This is a genomic window from Chryseobacterium sp. UYP7, assembly GCF_056279225.1.
Genome location: NZ_JBWBQW010000011.1, coordinates 19469 through 37711, shown reverse-complemented (window position 1 = coordinate 37711; position 18243 = coordinate 19469). Strand labels below are relative to the sequence as shown.

General features: G+C 33.3%; 13 protein-coding genes. All 13 read left to right on the top strand.

Features of this window, described 5'->3' with window-relative positions:
• The first annotated feature begins 16 nt into the window (after positions 1-16).
• The 13 genes from ACZ9HT_RS16580 to ACZ9HT_RS16520 all read left to right on the top strand — a co-directional run bounded on the left by ACZ9HT_RS16580 (position 17) and on the right by ACZ9HT_RS16520 (position 18232).
• A complete protein-coding gene (locus tag ACZ9HT_RS16580; RefSeq protein ID WP_476041616.1) occupies positions 17-2188 on the top strand; it encodes a hypothetical protein in 2172 nt (723 codons plus the stop codon).
• Positions 2181-5564: a hypothetical protein gene (locus ACZ9HT_RS16575; RefSeq protein WP_476041615.1), complete on the top strand. Its 3384-nt coding sequence runs from the start codon at positions 2181-2183 to the stop codon at positions 5562-5564. The genes ACZ9HT_RS16580 and ACZ9HT_RS16575 overlap by 8 nt, the downstream gene beginning before the upstream one ends.
• Positions 5565-5569: 5 nt before the next feature.
• Positions 5570-6031, top strand: a complete 462-nt coding sequence (locus ACZ9HT_RS16570) for a hypothetical protein (protein WP_476041614.1) — start codon at positions 5570-5572, stop codon at positions 6029-6031.
• Positions 6032-6056: 25 nt separating this feature from the next.
• Positions 6057-6575, top strand: coding sequence for a hypothetical protein (locus ACZ9HT_RS16565; protein WP_476041613.1), 519 nt, complete (start codon positions 6057-6059; stop codon positions 6573-6575).
• A 92-nt stretch (positions 6576-6667) separates the two neighbouring features.
• Positions 6668-7915, top strand: a complete 1248-nt coding sequence (locus ACZ9HT_RS16560; protein ID WP_476041612.1) for a hypothetical protein — start codon at positions 6668-6670, stop codon at positions 7913-7915.
• Between the two features lie 21 nt (positions 7916-7936).
• Positions 7937-8332 (top strand): hypothetical protein, encoded by a 396-nt coding sequence (locus tag ACZ9HT_RS16555; RefSeq protein ID WP_476041611.1) that lies wholly within the window; start codon positions 7937-7939, stop codon positions 8330-8332.
• 130 nt (positions 8333-8462) lie between these two features.
• Positions 8463-8711 carry a hypothetical protein gene (locus ACZ9HT_RS16550; RefSeq protein ID WP_476041610.1) on the top strand — a complete coding sequence of 83 codons (249 nt, stop codon included), beginning with the start codon at positions 8463-8465 and terminating at the stop codon, positions 8709-8711.
• Positions 8708-9253, top strand: a complete 546-nt coding sequence (locus ACZ9HT_RS16545) for an EndoU domain-containing protein (protein WP_476041609.1) — start codon at positions 8708-8710, stop codon at positions 9251-9253. Before ACZ9HT_RS16550 ends, ACZ9HT_RS16545 begins: the two co-directional genes overlap by 4 nt.
• A 12-nt stretch (positions 9254-9265) precedes the next feature.
• Positions 9266-9643 carry a hypothetical protein gene (locus ACZ9HT_RS16540; protein ID WP_476041608.1) on the top strand — a complete coding sequence of 126 codons (378 nt, stop codon included), beginning with the start codon at positions 9266-9268 and terminating at the stop codon, positions 9641-9643.
• 4 nt (positions 9644-9647) lie between these two features.
• Positions 9648-9953, top strand: coding sequence for a hypothetical protein (locus tag ACZ9HT_RS16535; protein WP_476041607.1), 306 nt, complete (start codon positions 9648-9650; stop codon positions 9951-9953).
• Between the two features lie 185 nt (positions 9954-10138).
• Entirely contained in the window at positions 10139-10315 is a 177-nt protein-coding gene (locus ACZ9HT_RS16530; RefSeq protein ID WP_476041606.1) for a hypothetical protein, read from the top strand.
• A 209-nt stretch (positions 10316-10524) separates the two neighbouring features.
• Positions 10525-10704, top strand: coding sequence for a hypothetical protein (locus tag ACZ9HT_RS16525; protein ID WP_476041605.1), 180 nt, complete (start codon positions 10525-10527; stop codon positions 10702-10704).
• 796 nt (positions 10705-11500) lie between these two features.
• A complete protein-coding gene (locus tag ACZ9HT_RS16520; RefSeq protein ID WP_476041604.1) occupies positions 11501-18232 on the top strand; it encodes a hypothetical protein in 6732 nt (2243 codons plus the stop codon).
• Positions 18233-18243: the final 11 nt, after the last annotated feature.

Genomic DNA, 18243 nt, shown 5'->3' with positions numbered 1-18243 from the left:
AACATGTATTTTTAGAATGCCAACCACGACACCATCACAATCAGCTTCTACAACTTCCGACAATGGCCGAAATATTCGTGCAGAATTGTATGCCGAGTCCTATTTCTATTTAGATCCTTCTAAAGTCACTCAAAATCAAACTGCTGCTCAAAAGTTTGGAGTCGTTGATGAAAATATATTCCGAACGACGTCTGTTATTAATTATACGGGGAAGATTTTCAACATTTGCAAAGGGCAGATCTGGGTACAACCTAACAGCACAGATGTAAATAAAGTGAATTTGATACTGAAACCCTTTTCTCAACCGATTAAAGGATTGGCTATCAAATATATAATTTATAGAGGTTTAAAAAAGTCTGATTTTTTCGCTGCAGGTAAGGTGGTTGCGAGCAGCGAAACAGCTACCGATTTTGTACAGGAAATATGGAAAGATTTTTTACATTTTAATCCGGGACAAACTAATTTTCCGCAGGAATTTATTGGTTATCCTCCAGAAACTGGGAGCGAACAACAATCAGGAGATTTAATCGATGATTATTTCTTCAAGATTTCAAAAATAGTAGAAGTTGATGAAACTCCTACTGAGGAAAAGAAATTTGCATACGAACTCCCCATGATTCCTGAAGGGATTTATCTTGGCAATGCTGAAGAAACAGTAGGAATAGACATTGTCCTCAACGAAGGGGATTATACGGTAGAAAATGATCCTAATCCTTTTAAATTAGATTTAGCATTTGCCAGAGTCGGAGAATATCAATTGGAGACTGCGGGATATATGGGCATCCAAAAGAAACTCATTCAGGAATCTGCGATGCAGTTTATGGATATTGCAGCATTTTATGGCCTTCATACCTATGGCAACGGCAAGGTTTACCTGTCGAAAACTGAAATATTAGACTCTTCGGAAACGATATATGCTTTACTGAATAAGTTTGTCACGAAAAACACCATCTATCTGTATGTCCAAAGCAACCGCCGGCGGAGTTATAATTTCTACGGAAATTATAAGATATCTGATTCCAACAGCAACGATATTCGGATCGCATTAAATGGTGGTCAATATGGCGAAGAAAAATTTGGAGAAAGCTGGTCTGTAAAAGCATTTCAGAATGTCTCACAGCTTTCTTTAAAGTTGACGACGGACTATAATAGTGGAGCTGGGTTGTACATTAAACAAGGTGTTATTGATACTTTGGTCACGCAGCATGAAGATTATTTTATCCGAAATAATAATCTGTTGAATGATAATAATGATCCTGATAACGAAGATGTTGGTTTTACCAAAGCCATTGGTTTTATGACCAATAAAGTTGAAACAAAAGCTGTTTCTACAATCATACAAATGATCTACGAAGGCAAACAGATTTCGGCGACCCAATATACACCAGAAGAATCTGCGGTCTATTATATGAAAGACATTGATGATGTTTTTGGGTTGATTAATGCCGAGCCGCATATTCAGTCCAAATCTGCAAACGAGTTACATTATATTGTAGATCAAAATCTATTATTAATCAACTTCAATAATAAAGCAGGAGGGCAGGATATTGCCACGGTCACAACCAAAAGAACAGAAGATTTGGTAGTGAAAGACGGTACTGATAATCTCAAACGCATTACCTACGAAACGTTACTTAACAGCATCCGCCAAAATGGTGGCTCTTTCTTTGAAAGCCGTTCTGCCTATAAGGATAACAGCAATAGTGGTACGATAAGTTATAGCCAAAGTCTTAACAATTTTTATCGTCCGGAGAAACCTTACAATCTGCAAACCGAAGTTTTTACGGGAGGTGACGGCAATACCATTACAGGCTTATCTCTGCATTTGGAAGACGGCAGTTTACCCAGTAAAAAACTTTTGGGCATTACGGAACCAGAAAACACCATCTTCAAAGAGCTTATAGAAACGAAAACTTTGAACAATCCTAAATTCTTTTTTAAAAATGAATTGGAAGATGAGGAAAGTTATTTTACTTCTTCTGAAGGAACAGCTTATAGGAAATACAGTCTATGTGTGATTGGTGAGAACCAAAACGGCGAGCTAAAATTCCGTGAACCTGAGGATAAAATCTTTGTAACAAGCGTGGATAAATGTATTTATGCAAGTGAAGAATACGCGAAGTGGATGCCTAAAGTAAATGACATTGTAAAAACTATTAACCCATTTGACATTAAAATATATGAGTAATACTGCATTGTTTTTAGCGACTGGTATTGTTGTTAGAGAAAAGGGGGTTAATAATCGTAACGAAAATTATGAAATGTTGCCGACTGAAGACAACTCAACAAAATATCTAATGACTTCCGATGAAGGGAAAATTATACAATTTAAAGTTTTTTCAAAGACAAAAAATATCTACGAATTCTACATTTTTATTAATTATTCACATTTATTAGACAGAGATAAAAATCAAACAGAGGTTAAGATTAACGATGGGTTCTGTTTATTAACACATTATAATGATTATAAAAATTATAAGATTGGGTTGGCTGAATTATTTTTTGATACTTTTTGGTTTGACAGCAATTTTGAGGTTGCAAAAGCTGGTGATACTATCCAGATAGAGAGGCTTGATTTTTCTATTCCCTCCAAGTTTTATGTACAAAAGAATTATATATTTAATATTGTTTATAACCAGGATATTGATTTTACTGATCCATCAACATATCCCAATGCTACTGTTACTACAACAGAAATAAATCTTTTGCAATCTTACTCAGGCAAGTTTTATACAAAAAACATTGTGGCTCTAAGCGGAATAGAAGCTGCATATAAAATAGAATTCACGAAGTTGTTGACTTTTATATGCTTCAGAACGGATTATATTGTTAATAAAATCCTTCTTATTTTCACGATGCGTGATAATAACAATCTTGATAAAAATTATGAAACCATCAAACTGGCTGTGCGGAAAAAATATGTAGATAATAACAATACATTATATAACCAACTGCCTAAAATTGATCAGGTTATTGGAGAATTATTAAAAGATTGGGGTTACGTTGATGGAGTGGAGGCTTCATTTATGTTTGATGGCAAATCGATTGATTTTATTAGGAATTATTATAATTCAATCTCAAGTTTCTATGTCACATTACTGGAAGCCGATGAAAAAGTATATTTTAAATATGATAATCATGGCAACCCTAAAAATTTTCAGGGAATAAACCTCACTCACGATGGAGAGTTAGATGAGGACGGCAATGTAATACACGTTTCACAAGAAGAGAAAGATAAAAAAGACAGTGAAAGGCGAGTTGCGTATCTTTTCAAATTTCTAACAACCGAAGGATTGGGAATATTTGATTTTGAGCAGAGAATGGCTTGGTTGAAAGATCTTGTAAGTCAAGTAAAATTGGAACAACAGAATGCTAATACCGCTACCCAGAACAACTTTATCAAACTTCTCAATACATTTGTAAATAAAGATGAAGCAGACAGTTTATTGGATTATTTGCTGGAATCCAATGGAGCACAGACCAATTTTGAGGTTGTTTACAATAAGTTAGATGATGGAAGATTGGAAAGATATCCTGTAATTAGCTGGTTTGTAGATCAGGCAACTAATAGAATGTTTTTTATATTCACAATCTATAACGTTTGGAAATTTTCAAAATATAGCTTCTATTCCCCAAGCAGCAATATGTATAGAGGTATCAATTTAGATTGTTATTTTTTAAATGCTGGCAAAAAATACTATCCTCAATATGATACACAAAATAACTTAAAGAGTGGAAGTATTCCTATTTTGAATTTCTCAATAACAAAATTAGGAGACGATGGATCTTTTACCGCTAATACTTATAGTCCTAAAAAAGAATTGCAAAGAGAAATAGTTGAGATCGATCAGATTGTAACAACTGTAAATTATAATATATACGATACTCACGGTGATGGGATGTCTGAGACTACGACAAATTTTTCATTTGGGAAATACCATCTTTATCAGTCCATTACTTTACTGGGATATAAAGGAACTTATGAAATATCTGTCCCTGATCATACACCTATTCCTGCATTCTTATTTTATTATGCAAAGGATTTTGAAAGGCTGAAACTGTTTGATGCAGGTCTCTCATTTGCGATACAGTTGGGGATAGAAGTTGGTCTTTTTTTCGCATTTGGTGGAGCTACGGTCATCAAAAGTTTAGAATATCTGAAATATACTACCAACGTGTACAGGGTTTTTATTGGAGAAGCTACAGGCGCAGAAGCCATATTGTTTTATAAAGGTCTTTATAATGCATCAGAGTTATACACGCTCAGTGCTTCGGTTATGGGGTCGTTTATGAATTTTCTTTCTGAATCAGCAAGAACCCCAGAAGAAAAAGCATACTATGCCAAAGTAAGTATGTATCTGCTTTCATCCACACTTATGGGAGCGTACATATCCGGAGTTGCGAGATCCAAGATAAATACTTTACTGGATGAGATTATCATAGATCCACTATACAACCAGCTCAGAACACAGCATCCCGAGATCTATAATATGATTGTGAGGGCAAAAGGAATATCCGTGGCAGAAATGGCGGACTTCCGAACGAAGTTTATAAAGGACAGACCCAATCTGCGTGTTATCTTTGACAATTCTTTTGACGATAGTTTGAAAGTGGCTTTTTCCAAAGAATATGGCAGTATTACAGACCTAAAAGTTTGGGATAGCTTGAATGAGGCGGAGAATGCACTTTCCAACTGGAAAAGCCTCTATGCAAAAAATATAGTGGACAGGGCTTCTCCAAGTATTATTAAAAGTGATGCGGATGTAAGTGCAATAGTAGAATATTATAGCATAAGTTCTCTAAGAAATACTTTGGAACCTTTAAGTTTTACCAAGCGGTGGACTGCTATAAATGAGATTAGCAGTAATTTGCGCAACGAAATCAAAAATGATAATGACTTACTGAAAGGCTGGGTAAGGTATAGGTTTGAACCTAATCTCGTTGAGAAATTTACTTCCTTGTCAGAAACACAATTATTATCTTTGTTAAAACGATACGGAAATACATCAGAAGAAGGTTTTAATATGATAAAATCTAACGCAAAGCTGCATATAGACCGTTTGCTGAAATACCCAGAACCAACCCATAATATAGAGTATTTTAATACAAGAAGAGCAGAAATGTTGCCACCGAATTTTATAGATGGTAAGACAAAGAATATGATTAGGCTTCACGAGGTGGATAACTATATTGAATTAGAATTAAAAGTTAGTAAAAAACTACGAGCATCATTAGAGAATGAAGCAGGAGATTTAATAGATGATATTACTGGTTTAAGTTATGACACTATGGGAATTCCTCATAATGTAATAAATCCTTGGACAAGTAATGGAATTGATTCTGTTAATTATTGGTTTGATGAGTTTAAAATATCTATTACAACTCATTTTGAAAAAATAAGTAAAATACCACCTTTGGATTATGTTGTAATTGATTACAAATATTTTGATGAAATTTCATTGGCTATTGACCAGCCAGCAAATTATTTAAAAAATAAAATAGACCAATATATTATTCAGAATCATAACGGACAAGTTAATAAACTAATAAAATTAAATTACTAATAATTATGGCAACAGCATTTATTCAATATAAAAATGATAAAGGATTTAATATTGCAGAGGATTTTATGCAATTAATGTTTTACTACGTAAATGAAGAACTTAAAAAATCACAATATCATTTTGATAATAAAGAGACATTTATAATGTCTCATCAATTTATTATTAATGGTTATCAAAGCAGTTATTTAACATTGGGTTGGAATAGAATTATTTCGAATACTGCTGAGGAAGAAACAATGATTCAAATTTTACAAACCGTAAAAACAACTCTACAAAACAAAGGAACTTATATTTCTATAGCAGAGCTACAATCAATTCCAACAGAAGATGAAGATTTTAAAATATTATATAGCAGAAAACCTTTCCCCACATCAGAATTAATTAAAATAATAGATGCACTCATAAAAATGTTACAAGGAACTTGGGATTCTACCAATTATAATATGGATATTAATTATCAGTATTAAAAAATATCATAAATGTTCCAAAAAAGTGTTGATTTTTTCGACACTTTTTTATTGGAAAATATCCTCAAGACAAACAGCAAATGATGACGGTGTAAATCCAAATTCATATTTCCTCAACGCAGGAAAAAAATATTATCCCAAATTTGATGCACAGGGAAATCTTAAAAGCGGGAGCAATCCTGTACTGGCATTTTCAGTTTCAAAAGTAGAAGACAATGGGAATTATTATGTTCAGGTGCTTAATGACAAAATATCTTATGTTCCAAGAAAAGAACTAAACAGAGAGGTTATTACAGTTGATGTAATAGAATCTACAACTACAGTAGTTACAACACCAGGCGGACAAATGCCTGTTCCAAACAGCACTACTAAAAAATATGGCGATTATCATCTTTACCAACCTATTTCTCTATTAGGTTATCAGGCAGATCTGGATCTGGAAGTCCCAAATCTGACACCAATACCTGCTTTTCTGTTTTATTATGCAGCAGATTATGATGATCTGAAAGACTTTGATGCGGCAATAAATTTACAATACAGGTAACCGTAGATATTGCCTTATTTTATTTTACCGGCGGCGTTTCTACTTTAAAACATCTTTCCTATCTCAAATATATTTATAACTTTAGGAAAGGAATGGTAGCAACGGATGCCGTGTTGGTTTGGCGTGGCATAGATGCAGCTGCAGAAACAGTGGCAGTAACATCTGGCGTGCTTACGGCTTATTTTGATTATGAAGCCACGATAAATAATGACCCAAGACTGAAAGATCTTTATAAAAAACTAAGTATGTTCTTTTTGGGTTTAACTTTGGGAACGGCAGGAGGAGCAGTATATTCAAGAGTAAAAACTGTGAAAGCAGCAGATGAAGTGTTGGCGGAGGTCAATCGATTAACAAATTTTGGTATCTCACACGATTTACCAGATGATATTTTAAGTGTATTATATACCGTAAGAAACATCTCAACAGTAAGTAAAATATTTTTCCAAAACAGGATAAGCAGTTTAGCTGTAAATGATCTAGGAGAGTCCAACCATATTTATAATTTTTATGAAAATCTTCGTAACATTGAAAAGAGTAACTTTTGGATGCATTTCAAAAATTATGTTGGAGATTCAAACCAAAGTCCTGTAAATTGGGGACAAACCGACCTTTTATTTTGGAAAACTATAAATAAAAATGAGGATGGACAATCAGGATTGAGATTAATTATTTGGAGAAATGTTACGGACGATGCTTTTGGGAAAACCTTAAGGGCAAATTTAAACTACCTGAACGAATTTCCAATATTTAGATATAATTATAATGGTGCGAACTGGGTTCATATAAATGATCTGATTTTTACGGATGGAACCAGATATATTGGTGGTCATACGTCTAAAAATCTTATAAAATCATCTGGATCAGAAGTTTCATCAGGAAGTTTTAATGGCAAATGGATTGCGATAGATCATCTTCCCACAACGGGAACTAATCAAAATATAAATTCAGTAAGTGATTTTATAACACATCCAAAAGGACATATACAATATAAAAGAGGAGAATTATTTTATCGTTACCCTTCTCTTGAAGGTGTTCGTCCACAGAGTTATGTGTTGAATGGAAAATTGGTAAAAAAAGTACAAACAGAAAAAACAATCATTAATCCAATTTGGAGTGATGAGAGAAAAATACAAGAAAATATTTTTTCTCTTCATAATAAGAAACTAAAGTCAACTAACAAAAATGGTCTTTTACACGGAAAAAACTATCCGCAAGTAGAAAAGATATTTGAAAGTAGTTTTTCTGATGGTACTCCAATAAGAATTATATGGAAAAATTATGAAAAGCAAGGAAATATAGTAATTGACAATCATTACTACATCGAAATTGAAGGATTTTAAAAATTAAAATAAAAAAATAATATGAGCGTTCATACACAATATGGTTTAACATTTAGTATTTCTAATACTCCAATTTTAGGTCGAAGACCAAATGTTAGTAATAATGTTTATAATAATTTACAATTTGAGTTAAGATCAATTATTGACAGAAGCAGTAGCAAAGGAGAGGGCTTGGTAGACACCATATTAGAAGAAACAAATAATATACTGGCTGGTACTTGGGATGGTGTTGAAGAAGAAGGAGATAATAAGTTTATTACAGAAACTAATGAAGCAATACGTTTAGACCTCAATGATGGATTTGCTTACTTAGGGCAGGAAGATTACGGTTGGAGTGAACTTCCTAAAATTCCTCTTACAGATCTAAAAGCTATCTTAGAAGAATGGATTGCTTTTAGAAATTCTGTCTACGCATAACAAAACTGTACAAAACTTACAAAAGTAAACGAGAGTAGGTTAAAACCTGCTCTCGTTTATTTTTGTAGCGAAAAATTTCAGAGTAAAAATCGAGAAAGAAGCAGATGAAGTATTGGCGGAAATGTCACGATTGAACAATCTGAACCCGCCTGTCCAGCATAAACTTCCCCAAAATGTAATAGATGTTATCGTAGCTGTTGGTAATATTGACCAGAAAATTACTTTGATGTCTAATAAAATTGTTGGTTTGGATTTATCTGGCGCAACCAATAATATTCTTACAAAATATAATTCTGCAAGTTATTTTACAAGACAGGAAAAGTATCAATTTTTGTTGAATATTATGGTCTTGATGTTAATAACTATTGGACAAAAATGAATATTAGTAATGCGGAATTTGTTGATATATGGAAGAATGTAGAAATGAAATCATTTAGAAAAAATTTCTGGTTCTTGGAGAATACAAGTATGATTAGGAATGCCGATGAGATGAATAAAGAGATGTTTTTAGGTGTGCCTAAAAAAATGCGAAACAAAAAAATAAACAATCCATCTGATCCTCATTATTATAAATATGATGGAAAAGGAGTTCATCATAATACTGCACTAAGGAATAATTATCCTAATTCTTTAGGTGACATAATGGGAACAGAAAACTATTTAGGAAAGGGATTTTATGAAGCAAAAGTAAGAGTGTGGATTGATGAAATAGAAAATTGGAGGGTGAAAAAGGATTTAAGCACTTTTTTTCCGGATAATTGGTCACCACAAAGAATACAGGAAGAATTGGCAATTGCATTTAAAAATAAAAAATTTGATAAATTTAATGCTTACGATGGAGAAATGTCTAATGGAGTAAAAGCGAGATTTCACATTGATAATGGTATAATTACTTCAGCATATCCAAATTTTAAAAAATAAAAATATAGTACAATGAACCAAATTGTTATTAACAAATATAAAATAAGCTTTATAAATAAAGTTCAAGACTGGGAGATTTCAGGAAAGGAATTAAGTAAAACACTTGATATTAATAATGAATATTTAGGAATATTTTTAATTTGTTGGAGTTCAGTTTCGCAAATAAATAATTCATTATTGCCAGACATAGAAGAAGCATTAGCAAATCCTAGTATTGAGATCGATAGCAATTCTCCACCTGTAGATTTTGTGATGTCTGAAAATGTTGTTGATTTCTATGGTTATGAAGGTTATGTTAATAGTATCCCGTTGCAAGATTTTAAGGAAATTGTGATTGGTTGGAGAGATTTTTTGCTCACGCCACCTTTAAATGGGACAAAAATGCCATAGCATTATGAGTAAGAGAGAACAATATAAATTAATCTTCTCCACAGTAACTGTAAATGGAAGAGAAATAAAATTTGCCAAAGAAAAAAATATGGGAGAAATATATGCTCCTTTGGTATTTGTAGGAAGATTAGAAGATAATGAAGTTAAAAATTTCATTAAAGAATTGAATTTTTCTATAATAAATAATAATAATTATGATGATGGTTTTTACTCCCAAAGCGTAGAGAATACCAATATAAAATATCAATATCCCAATTTAAATATTGATGATGTTTTGCTGGTTCCAATGACCGATATGAAAGAATTATAAGAATGGCTGGCTTATATTTCTTAAAAAAATTATTAGCAAAAAAGATCAATACGGATTAGTATTAGAAAAAATTTACAGTAAAGAGTGGGGGTAATATTTTCTCAGTAACTCCTAAGGTAGGTCATCCTATATTAACATTTATAAGTGGCCTAGACAAAAGTGAAACAGAATCATTTATAGATGATATGCAACGATGTATTAATACGCAGGGCAATTATATAGATGAAGGCTTTATTCCTTATAATGCAGAATTAATGGACATAAAATATCAATACCCCAATGTAGATATTTATGATATTTTGCTGATTCCAATGACTGATATGAAAGAGCTATTGGAAGAATGGTTGGCTTTTATATCGTAATATAATTATTTGCAATAAAAAAGGTGTTGATTTTCAATACTTTTTTTTTATAAGATTCTTTAACAAAATATAATTCTGCAAGTTATTTTACAAGACAGGAAAAGTATCAATATTTTGTTGAATATTATGCTCTTGACATCACAGATTATTGAACAAAAATGAATGTTAATAATGCTGAGTTTGTTGATCATTGGAAAAAAAAATATTAAATGAAAATATTTAGAAAAAATTTCTGGCTCTTGGAAAATACAAGTATGATGAGGAATGAAGATGAGATGAATATTGATATTTTTAATGGAAAAGTGAAGCAAAAAGGTTTAAAATGGTTAGGAAATGACTTTCACCATAAAGATGCCTTAGAAATTACAGGTAGAAAAATCAAATTGTAATAACTCATCTGAAAAGATTTACCAGACGAACAATTTGTTTTACCAGAAGTATAAAAATTACTAGGGCGATCTTAAAAAAATCTATTTTTGGCTCTATGATGAAAGTTTAATTGCGGAAAACGAAAGCAAAACACTATTACTCATATAACGATGAGATAATGAAAGATTGAAAGTGGCGCATTGTACAAATTTATAAGATGACAATTTTTTTGGTTTTATAAAAATGTGATTGTAATGCAGTTTAATCTATTCTGTATTGATTTGAAGTTAAATGTCTCTATTTGATGTAAATTTATTTTGTTTTGATGGGATTCTTTACTATATTTGAAAACACACAGAATGATGATTGAAGATTGTATCAATGTAGAAGTTTCTGATTTTTTTTTAGAATTATATAGCAAAATCTTTCGAGATACGCTGATTTTTGATAAAAAAAATTTCTTGTTTTGCTAAGAGCATCATCCATCACTTTTAAAATTATATTAGAATGCCAACAAGGAAATCCTCTCCATCTGTATTAAACACTTCCGAAAATGGCACAAATATTCGCGCAGAATTATTAGCCGAGTCTTATTTCGATATAAATCCTTCTAAAATCCTTCTAAAATCCTTCTAAAATCGTTCAAGATCAAGCTATTGCTCAAAGTTGAGAGTCATCATTGATTCCGTTTCCACTAATCATTTCTTGGATATGCTGGAGTGTATTTTGAATGGATTCCCGAATACTATTTTACTAAAATAATTAAACAGACTTATTAAAGAATACAAGAAAACATCAAATAACACGAATTAAAATATGTCTAACAAGTCACCAATACCAAATCGATATTATCCGAGGTTATCATCTGTAGTATCAGAAAAGGACATTCCGGATATTTTAGGATTTATTAGAACAGGAATAATCAATTTACTTGATAAAATCTATTTTAAGGATTTGCAATATAATAAAAGTCCTAAAGGAGATGCTGCGTTCTATAGCTTATCCATCGTGTCAAAACGAATAGATATAGAAATTCCCGGCACCGGTATCTTTCTTGTGTTGAATCCTGACTTTCAAGGAAACGATAACAATATCTCGGCTTTTCCGATTACGATAGAATATCAATGGAAAATTCTGGCTTATCTTCGTTTTTTCAGTGTGGGTAATTTTTCTTTTGACCCTCATCAGATTTTTGAGGTAGCACTTCGGGTTCTCAATATTACTGAAGAGCAGGCGATCGCGCACTTTGTCAACACCTTCGTAGATCCAGAGGATCAGGATATTTCATCTTTGCAACAGTTCGTTAAACACATTAATGAAGCAGAGCTTTTAGATAGCCCACTAACATTACCTACAGATGCAACAACGCTGCAGGATCTTGTTGCAGAAATGTTCAATAAATCAGGTGGTAAATATGCTTCTTTGATAGCATTCAGCGCTTATTTAGGGACTAGTGATTTACAAGAAACGTCAGCAAATGTTAAAGTTTATTTCCGGTCATTAATTCCGCAGGATATAGACGCATTTATAAAAGATGTTATCATACCTAAATTTAGAGCAACATTGCTTTTATCAGCGGGAATAGAGTTTCCAAGAAATATTCTAGTGCCCGTTTATCCAGAGGGTACAAAGATTGGTGATGATGATGTTTCTTTAGAGCCCATTCCAGAAAATCAAGAAAATTATCCCAATAAGGTTATGCTTCGGTTTGGAGAAGCATTGTTCTATGCGGATACAGAGAAAGGATTTGGATACAACATGGATTTGGTTTTGGATCTTAATTGTCCAGCAGGTATTGGCAAAACAGGTTTGGTTATCGATATTAATAATCTTAAAATAGATCTTAGTACCACAGAGAATATTGCTGAAGCGGATGCAGATGGTAGACCAAAAGAATTCATGGGAGTGTACATGGATTACACCGAAGTTTTTCTTCCTAAAAAATGGTTTAAGAAAAGTTCAGGACAAACAATTGGTATTTCTGCCAACAACTTATTGGTAGGAACGGGAGAAATTTCCGGAAATATCTCGGTTCGTGCTACTTACCCGACAAAAATAGAGAACGATAAAAAAATTGTTATTAACTATTTTACAGACTATTTTTCATTACAGTATCCGATTAAAGTTAAAGGAAAGGAAGCTGAAATTACAGATCATTCCCAACTTTTGCATTTTATCAACATTGAATTGGATTCGCCCTCAATGTTGAAATTTGAGTTTCCTTTAAGTCTCACAACCAAACCTGAAGATGAAATTAAAAATTTTGGAACAGAAACCGAATATTTTCAATTCTTAAAAAATCTAAGTCCGATCATTGATGTATTTGATCCTAAAACCTTCTTATGGTTTGATTTGGGAAAACAAAATGAAACAAATACTAGAAAAATATGGAAAATTGGATTTCAGAGCTTTGATATAGATTTCTATCACGGACAAGTGGTTCAGTCTTTCCTTCATGCCTCAATAGAAATTCCGAAGTTCAAACAAGTAAATGATAATGGGTCGACTTCCATAGAAACTCTTTATATAGAATTATTTGGAGAATGGGAAAGCACCGAAAATTTCAAACTTTCCGCACGTTTTCTTCCCAATGGATTAAAAATGTCTTTGTTTGAGTCCATTACACTAACATTACAAAGTGCCGAATTAGGCAGAGAAGGTGGGGATTTCTTTATCGGAGCAGATACCAAATTAAAATTTCCGAATGACGATACTGCCATTGGCAGAATCTTCAAAGGAAAAGAGATTGATCTTCCGGCGATAAGAATTTACAGTAACGGAAGATTTGAAATCACTGGTGGAATTGGTTTTATACCTACCAATTTCACTTTACCTTTAGGACCAGTAGAAATGTCGGTTACCGGAATACATTTGGGTTCTATACAGAGAGAATTTGATGGAAAAATAAGGAACTATAACTATATCGGTTTTGACGGAGCATTAAGTGTAGATCCTATCGGGTTAGACATAATGGGTAATGGAATCAAATACTTTTATACTGTCGATGATGAGGAGTATTTAGATACTGAAGGAAATCCAACAGGGGATCGTTTTCTTCATATTTCAACATTATCAATAGATTTGATTATTCCAGGAAATGCTTCAGAAGAGCAGGCTATTGCTATTATTAAAGGTTCTTTGACAATTCCTGTTCCAGGTGATAGTTCTGAATTTGGAGGTAGTGTATCAATAAAGATTCCAAAAGCCAAAATCGCAGGACAAGCTTATATGAAGCTTAATCCTAAAAATAAATCATTTTTGGTAAGCGCTGCGGTGGAATTAGGAACTCCCATTCCATTGGGTCCTATTGGGATTTATGGTTTTAAAGGTCTTATTGGGAAAAAATATGTAGCAGATAAAAAAGCAGTTCCTGGTCTTACAGAAAATAATACATGGTACGATTATTATGTTGCTCCAAGAGCTGGTATCAATGAAGAAAAATTAAGAAACCCTTTAGAGACTGAAGGTTATACCAATCCTTTTTCTGTAGGTTTAGGAGCTTCTATGGCAACGATTGCGGACAGTGGAAAAATAGTTTCACTGAGAACAATGATGCTTCTTTCCATTCCAAATATGTTTGCTATTGATGCGGGATTAGCCATTCTCAGTGACCGTTTAGGTCTCATAGAAAGTGATAAGCGAGTGCCTCCATTTTATGCTTTTTTAATTATCGGAGATGATTCTTTAGAATTCGGCGTAGGGGCAAATTATCAAATTAATAAATCTTCAGGATGGTTTATTGACATTAAAGGAGAAATGCAGGCGGGCTTCTTTTTTAAAAATCAAAGACCTTGGTATATTAATTTCGGAACAAAAGAAAAACCGATTACGGTACTAATGTTCAAAGATATATTGAATATTAAGGCTCAAGGATTCTTAATGATTTCGGCTGCCGGAATTGAAGCCGGAGCAAGAGTTGGTTTCGATTTTGACTTGTATATTGCCAGAGCTTGGGTGATGATAGAGGTAGGCACTCAAATAAGTTTTGAAAAATCTCAAGTTGGTGGATATCTTTATATAGAAGGTGGTTTTGCACTTAATTTCTGGTTTCTGCAAGCCAGTTTTGCTGTAAGTATTTTTTTCAGTGTGGAAATGGTAAAACCATTTTTAATATTTGCACAACTGAGAATTGATATCAGGGTTAAAGTGACTTGGTTGTTTACTTTTAAGTTGAAGGTTACTCTTACTTTCAAGTGGCAAAAACCAGGTGCAATTGATCGTACAGCAATTGCCGCTTTAACTTACCAAGCGGTGTCTAATCCCGATTATGCAAAACAAGTTCGTACAAGTGATTCAGTGAAAGGAGTTCATATGTTAACCAATGAATCTTTTGATCTTACCTTGATGAACGTATCTCAAAATGAAATAGGGGCTGCTCCGATTTATCCTCGTATTACAGCAACTATTGATGCAATCATTCCAATGGATACTTTTATTGACATTAAAATGGAAAAGGGATTAGTTCCTTCTGCATTAGTTGATGCTATTATTGGCAGTCATATTAGTGTCGCAAATAATTGTATGGAATTTATTCCTCCAAAAAAGATCGTAAAAGGAAATCTTACCTTGCAACAAGTTAAACATAAATATTCTATAGAAAGCATCAATGTTAAAATGCGAACAGACGATTCTTGGGTTGATTATCATCCTTATGAAGCATTGTTTCCTTTGGGAGAAAATAGTGATGTAACTGCTCTTAAAATTGGACACTGGCAAAAAAATACAGATCGATATGATTCCATTCGCCTTCTGGCAACATCTCCGTTTTCTTACATGGATCCTGGAGAACCTGGCTGGGTGATTCCTGAGCAATATGGCATTACGCCTTCATCATTGTTCTGTACCCATCTTATAACGCAATGGCATATTTCTAATTTCTTAAATATTCCTTTAGGAACAGAATATACTCCACCAGCAGGTTACAATTCATATCATATTTGTGGTGCTTATTACAATATTGAAGGAACTTACGCCCAAACTATTGAAGTAGATGAAGAAGGTAATACTATTCAGATTACATCTGATGCAAAGATGGTTGTAAAAAATTCTTCTAATCCATTTAATTATGATCATTCATTAGAGTTCAGTAATGGAGATAATCTTATCATTACTTTTCCAGAAGATTCGGCTCAAGTGAAAATGAATTTAACAACCTATGCCAGAGGCATTATTATCAAAGTGTATGAGAGGGTAAAAGGCTATGCCATCAAGCCAAAATATATTCAAGTAGATGAAATTCCTTTTACACAACAACAATTAGCTCATCAGATAGAAATAGGAAATCCTGAACGTGATCTTGAGAATGGTGTGACACCACAAATCTTTTCAAGAATAGAAATTATCCCGGCTACCAATGACAAGGATAGAATTAGTGCTATTCATCAAGAAATTGCTGCGATTTGGTTGGAAGCTGAAGCAAATGCAGGAGAAGGTAATATGGTTATCCTTAATCCCTCCCAATCTTCTCAAATAGATACGCTAAATGACGAGTTAGCACTCTTAAGAAGTGCTGCTTGTTCCGAAGTTAATTGTAAAAGTATTGTTTTTAGTATTTTGGCAAATCATTATGTAGATGTTGTATTTCAGGAACCAGAATCTTTTATCAATGATGAAAATACTCTATTAAATGTTCTTACTACAATTGGATATTCCAATAACATTAATGTTGATTTCAATAAAAATAGTGTTCTCATTTTAAATCTGTCATTAGATATTGCGGATTATGGCTTTGTAACAAATGGTATTAAAAAAATTGTAGATAAAGGAGATTATTTGTGTTTGAGTGAGTTTGAAGAAAGTAGAGATGGCGGTGGTCATGGTCCAGGAGATCCGGGAGAAACCGGAAAATCAGATGCTAATGGAAACTTAGGAAAATATAAATACTCCATTATTCAAGTGGAAAAAATGCAGGTGAAGCCAATAGAAGAAACGTATGCAGATTGCGGATGTAATGACGGTTCTGAACCTTTTACTTCTATTTGCACCACTTCTGTTCAGGAGGTCAGTTGGAGGACAATGACAGAATTTGAATATGAACAAACCATTCCAGGTCAGCCGGCAGTAACTGAAGACATGGAAGAAACCATTAAAGCTATGAATAAAACTGTTCAGCCAATTTGGAGACCCGACACAACATTCATGTTGCATTTCAGATTAAAAGATGAAGTAGATGGAGGAAGTACTGATTCCAAAGTTTTTGATTATTTCTACGGATTTAAAACGATGGGACCTGTTGGTCATTTTCATAAACAGAATGACGAATATTTAAAGTATAAAGAATACAATGAAAATACGGGAACGTATGAGACCAAAACTAGAAAGGACGATGAATCTGCTTTAACCTCATTGCGTTCTTATATAGACTATCAACGATCATATCCTAATCCTGACGGCAATATTTTGGGGTCAAAACCGCTGTTTTTTGGCGATGAACAGTGTAAAATCGACATGTTCTTTGATAAAGCTTATGTTTCCCATATGTTCAGCGATTGGATTGATTACAAAGGACGTAGTGCCATAAAAATGGAAATGCCTATAATCATTAAAGACCCGGTTTCTGAAGCAATAATACCCTTTCCAATTCCAATAGAATGGAATGAAGAAGACGTTCCGGGTGCCGATTATAATTGGGAAGACGAAGCACCTCCAAAACTTCCTATTAGCGTGCAGACTTATTTAGATTTTCTTCAGGAGGCGCAGGAAAGCCAAGGCACCGTTGAATGTACGGTAGAACTTGGATTTCCAATTTCTCCATCAGTAAAAATGAGAACAGTCGCTCTTACTAATCTAAAACCTGAAAAACTATATACGGCAATTGTTTACAGTTCTTATGATGCTAATGGCAATGGCGAAATTAGAAACCAGATAGTCGGTGAAAAAATTATTTATGAAGAAAGCCAGAAGGTTCATGAATTTGCTTTCAGAACATCACGATACGAAAACTTCAGAAAACAGGTCTGGAGTTACCAGTTGAACGAAAGGGATGAAAACGGAAACTTTATTCAGAGCAAGCAGGCAGTATACGAGGTGAGATTAGATTTAACCACCAGTCAGGTTAATAATTTATATGCTTTGGTCGGTAAAACTCCAAATAATGAAACCGACCTATTGAGAGAAAAATACATTCATGAATTTGACAGAGCGATGGAAGGAATTTTAAAAATAAGTCCACTAGACCCACCAATAAATACAGATTTTGTGAAAGTTGTAAATAGCACCAACAATAATGTTGTGGCAATACTGGTAAGAAATCCAGAGCCTTTCAATGATCCGCGAATTCTTTTACAAGACATTGCCAATACCTTGATAGTTCTTGGTGCAAAAGGAGCCGGGGCAAAATATAAAGTGCTTTGGAACAAAGATTATTCACAAGCTATTGTTATGCATGAAACAAAAAATATCACTGCGAAAGAACTCCAATTCCAATTCGTTTATAAGACTTGGGATGGAAATAAACGAGAATACGTAGTGAAAGACGAAACGGGAATTCCCAATGAAGATGAGAGATTAAATACCGTGTTTACTGAACCAATAATTATTAATAAATAAAAATTAATACA

Bases quoted from the DNA above. Each gene is read 5' to 3' on its own strand.
- ACZ9HT_RS16555 (WP_476041611.1), top strand. From the start codon at position 7,937: ATGAGCGTTCATACACAATATGGTTTAACATTTAGTATTTCTAATACT.
- ACZ9HT_RS16575 (WP_476041615.1), top strand. From the start codon at position 2,181: ATGAGTAATACTGCATTGTTTTTAGCGACTGGTATTGTTGTTAGAGAA.
- ACZ9HT_RS16570 (WP_476041614.1), top strand. From the start codon at position 5,570: ATGGCAACAGCATTTATTCAATATAAAAATGATAAAGGATTTAATATT.
- ACZ9HT_RS16540 (WP_476041608.1), top strand. From the start codon at position 9,266: ATGAACCAAATTGTTATTAACAAATATAAAATAAGCTTTATAAATAAA.
- ACZ9HT_RS16560 (WP_476041612.1), top strand. From the start codon at position 6,668: ATGGTAGCAACGGATGCCGTGTTGGTTTGGCGTGGCATAGATGCAGCT.
- ACZ9HT_RS16545 (WP_476041609.1), top strand. From the start codon at position 8,708: ATGAATATTAGTAATGCGGAATTTGTTGATATATGGAAGAATGTAGAA.
- ACZ9HT_RS16530 (WP_476041606.1), top strand. From the start codon at position 10,139: ATGCAACGATGTATTAATACGCAGGGCAATTATATAGATGAAGGCTTT.
- ACZ9HT_RS16580 (WP_476041616.1), top strand. From the start codon at position 17: ATGCCAACCACGACACCATCACAATCAGCTTCTACAACTTCCGACAAT.
- ACZ9HT_RS16520 (WP_476041604.1), top strand. From the start codon at position 11,501: ATGTCTAACAAGTCACCAATACCAAATCGATATTATCCGAGGTTATCA.
- ACZ9HT_RS16525 (WP_476041605.1), top strand. From the start codon at position 10,525: ATGAAAATATTTAGAAAAAATTTCTGGCTCTTGGAAAATACAAGTATG.
- ACZ9HT_RS16535 (WP_476041607.1), top strand. From the start codon at position 9,648: ATGAGTAAGAGAGAACAATATAAATTAATCTTCTCCACAGTAACTGTA.